The 238-nt window shown below is 63.0% G+C and carries 1 protein-coding gene; it reads right to left on the reverse strand.

Going from position 1 to position 238, the window contains the following annotated elements:
• Positions 1–217, reverse strand: a 217-nt coding sequence (locus IEQ44_RS16470) for an integrase zinc binding domain-containing protein (protein WP_193639484.1), incomplete at its 3' end; no start/stop codon positions are given.
• Positions 218–238: the final 21 nt, after the last annotated feature.

A 238-nucleotide genomic window follows, 5' to 3' on the forward strand; every position in this document is an offset into this window, starting at 1 on the left:
CACAGAGGTCACAGCGACGGCAGAAGTCAACAACGTCCCTCTTCTGCCGCCCCCAGTAGAAGCTCTGTCGAAGACGGCGAAGTGTCTTGTTGACGCCGAAGTGCCCAGAGCCGCCCGCTCCATGCATAGCCCTCAGCACCGTCTCCTGCAGGCCGCTCGGGACCACAACCTGCCACTGCTCCTCGCCGTTAGCTGCTGTCTTGAACGCCCGCTGCAACACACCTTGGGACAGCCGCAG

Origin of the sequence: Nocardioides malaquae (genome assembly GCF_015070385.1) — a bacterium.
Classification (GTDB): Bacteria; Actinomycetota; Actinomycetes; order Propionibacteriales; family Nocardioidaceae; genus Nocardioides; species Nocardioides malaquae.